Source organism: Intrasporangium chromatireducens Q5-1 (assembly GCF_000576575.1).
Classification (GTDB): Bacteria; Actinomycetota; Actinomycetes; order Actinomycetales; family Dermatophilaceae; genus Intrasporangium_A; species Intrasporangium_A chromatireducens.
In genome coordinates, this window is the sequence record NZ_AWQS01000406.1 from 1 (window position 1) to 2,230 (window position 2,230).

The window sequence follows — 2,230 nt, forward strand, 5'->3', positions numbered from 1 at the left end:
TGCCAGTGGCACCCAGGACGAACGCGACGCGGCGGCGCAGCTCTACCTCGAGTTCCTCTTCGCGGGCCCGGCCCGGGCCGGGCTGCTTCACGCCGACCCCCACCCGGGCAACTTCCGGATCACGCCGGACGGCCGGCTCGGCGTCATCGACTTCGGTGCGGTGAACCGCCTGCCCGACGGGATGCCGCCCGAGATCGGCGAGCTGGTCACGGTCGCGCTAGGCGGTGGCGCGGAGGCGTTGCTCGAGGGACTGCGGGAGACCGGCTTCGTCAAGCCGAACATCGACCTCGACCCGGAGCGGCTGCTCGAGTACCTCGAGCCGTTCCTCGCCCCGCTGCGCGCCGACACGTTCACCTTCAGCCGGGCCTGGCTGCGCAGCGTCTTCAGCCACATCAACGACCCGAGGCAGCCGAACTACGCGATCGCGTACAAGCTCAACCTGCCGCCCGAGTACCTGCTCATCCACCGGGTGTGGGGTGGCGGCATCGGCGTGCTGAGCCAGCTCGGCGGGACGGTGCACGGGCGCGAGGCGGTCAACGCCCACCTGCCCGGGGCCGTCCTCCCACCGGTTGGCCCGCTCGACTGAGCCGCCGCCGGAACGAGACAAAACGAAACCGCGGGTGACGTTCGCGTCACCCGCGGCTCGCTCACTCGATTCAGTTGTTGCTGTGTGGTTCGCCCTCCTGGGCGGTCCGTCACTTGTCGGCGTGACGGCGGCTGCGACGGATCTCCTGCGAGATCAACCGGGCGCTGCGGCGGATTCCGCTGCGGTCGCGTCGGTGGATGCGCTGTTCGATTCGGTCGCGGGCCAGCAGTTCGAGCTGGTTCATGGTGATCTCCTGATGGAATGGTGCTGGTCTGTGGTGGCTGGTCGCGCATGGCCTGGATCCGGCGATCATGCGGCGACCGGGTGCTTTCGGGGACGTCCTCGTGGTCGTTTGCGGGCGACGATCGCGCCCTGGACGAGAAGCTGGCCGCCCCACACGCCCCACGGCTCCTCACGTTCGAGGGCGCCGGCGAGGCACTGGATGCGGGCCGGGCAGAGCCCGCACAACGTCTTTGCGAACTCGACGTCCTCGGGCTTCTCGGCGAACCACAGCTCCGCGTCGTAGTCGCGGCACGGGATCGTCGCGCCGAGGGACTCGGCCCGGGTGCCGAGGTCGATCATGTCGGTCAGCGGCATCGCGTTCACCTCCGTCTCCGGTGCGCCCGGGGTCTGGCGCACCCGCTCGTTCGTGTCCTGCTGCATGAGTCCCGCTCCGGCGGTGCGGGTCTCGGTCCTGCTCGTCATCCGGGGAGTCATCGTTGGTGTCCCGTATCTGTCTGGCGCCCGGTGGGGCGCTGTCGGTGTGGTGATGGGTGGAGCGGCACGTGCGCGGAAAACACGAAGGCCGCGGACCCGGTGATGTCGGGTTCGCGGCCTGGAGAGGAGCCTGGGTCTGGAATCAGACCGGTGGCCTCCCGAGGCGGAAGCGAGCGACATCGGTGGTCTTGTAGGCGGGGCCATCGACAGAGATGTCCCCAGCGAGCGGGGCATCGAGAACCGCGACGGCCGTCCCACGGCGGGCGATGGACACAGTGATCCCCTGGCCCGTGACAGCGGAAACCGCGAGGATGGTGTGGCCAGCCGGACGCGGACGCGCGGAAACGACGCAGGACACTGCGTTCATCGCGTTCATGATCGTCATCATCAGGCCAACCTCCTCACTGTCTGCGTGGGTCCCAGCCGACCACCTGAGCCGCTGGGCTTGACTCGAAAGAGGCTACGCGGTCGAAGCGCTGCGCAACAACTTATTTACCGAGATTCTTCGAACTTTTTTCAGCGAACTTCACGATCCGGCGGATTCTCTTGCGACAGAGCGGGTTTCGGCGACCGACTCGACGTCGGCACCGGCCACCACCGCGAGCACATCGGGGCCGTACTGCGCGAGCTTGCGGGCCCCGACCCCGGAGATCGCTGCGAGCTCTGCCTCACTGCCCGGCTCACGCTCGGCGATCGCGGTCAAGGTGGCGTCCGTGAACACGACATAGGCGGGCACACTCGCCTCCCGGGCGACGGCCAGACGCCACTCGCGCAGCCGCTCGAAGGTGGCCTCGTCGTAGGTGGGCGGGCAGTCTGCGCAGCGGCCGGTCTTGCGCTCGGCCGCCGTTGCGAGCTCGGCGCCGCACGAGCGGCAGTGGGCCAGCTTGGCGACCTTGGGGCCGCGCCGGCCGGCGCCCGCGGAGGTCG

Annotated in this window: 5 protein-coding genes; 1 reads left to right on the top strand and 4 read right to left on the bottom strand. The window is 69.3% G+C overall.

What is annotated here, in order from left to right; genetic code table 11:
* Positions 1 to 586, top strand: a 586-nt coding sequence (locus N864_RS21655; protein ID WP_034722347.1) for an AarF/UbiB family protein, incomplete at its 5' end; no start/stop codon positions are given.
* Between the two features lie 109 nt (positions 587 to 695).
* Here N864_RS21655 and N864_RS26290 read toward each other — a convergent pair.
* The 4 genes from N864_RS26290 to N864_RS21670 form a co-directional block, all read right to left on the bottom strand.
* Complete coding sequence (locus N864_RS26290) at positions 696 to 830, bottom strand: hypothetical protein (protein ID WP_276203113.1); 135 nt, start codon at positions 828 to 830, stop codon at positions 696 to 698.
* Between the two features lie 65 nt (positions 831 to 895).
* Positions 896 to 1,183 (bottom strand): WhiB family transcriptional regulator, encoded by a 288-nt coding sequence (locus N864_RS21660; protein ID WP_034722357.1) that lies wholly within the window; start codon positions 1,181 to 1,183, stop codon positions 896 to 898.
* A gap of 262 nt (positions 1,184 to 1,445) precedes the next feature.
* A complete protein-coding gene (locus N864_RS21665) occupies positions 1,446 to 1,691 on the bottom strand; it encodes a hypothetical protein (protein WP_034722350.1) in 246 nt (81 codons plus the stop codon).
* Positions 1,692 to 1,829: 138 nt separating this feature from the next.
* A partial coding sequence (locus N864_RS21670) for an HRDC domain-containing protein (RefSeq protein WP_034722354.1) occupies positions 1,830 to 2,230 on the bottom strand: 401 nt, incomplete at its 5' end.

Coding starts and splice junctions, on each gene's coding strand:
- N864_RS26290 (WP_276203113.1), bottom strand. CDS start 830: ATGAACCAGCTCGAACTGCTGGCCCGCGACCGAATCGAACAGCGCATC.
- N864_RS21660 (WP_034722357.1), bottom strand. CDS start 1,183: ATGCCGCTGACCGACATGATCGACCTCGGCACCCGGGCCGAGTCCCTC.
- N864_RS21665 (WP_034722350.1), bottom strand. CDS start 1,691: ATGATGACGATCATGAACGCGATGAACGCAGTGTCCTGCGTCGTTTCC.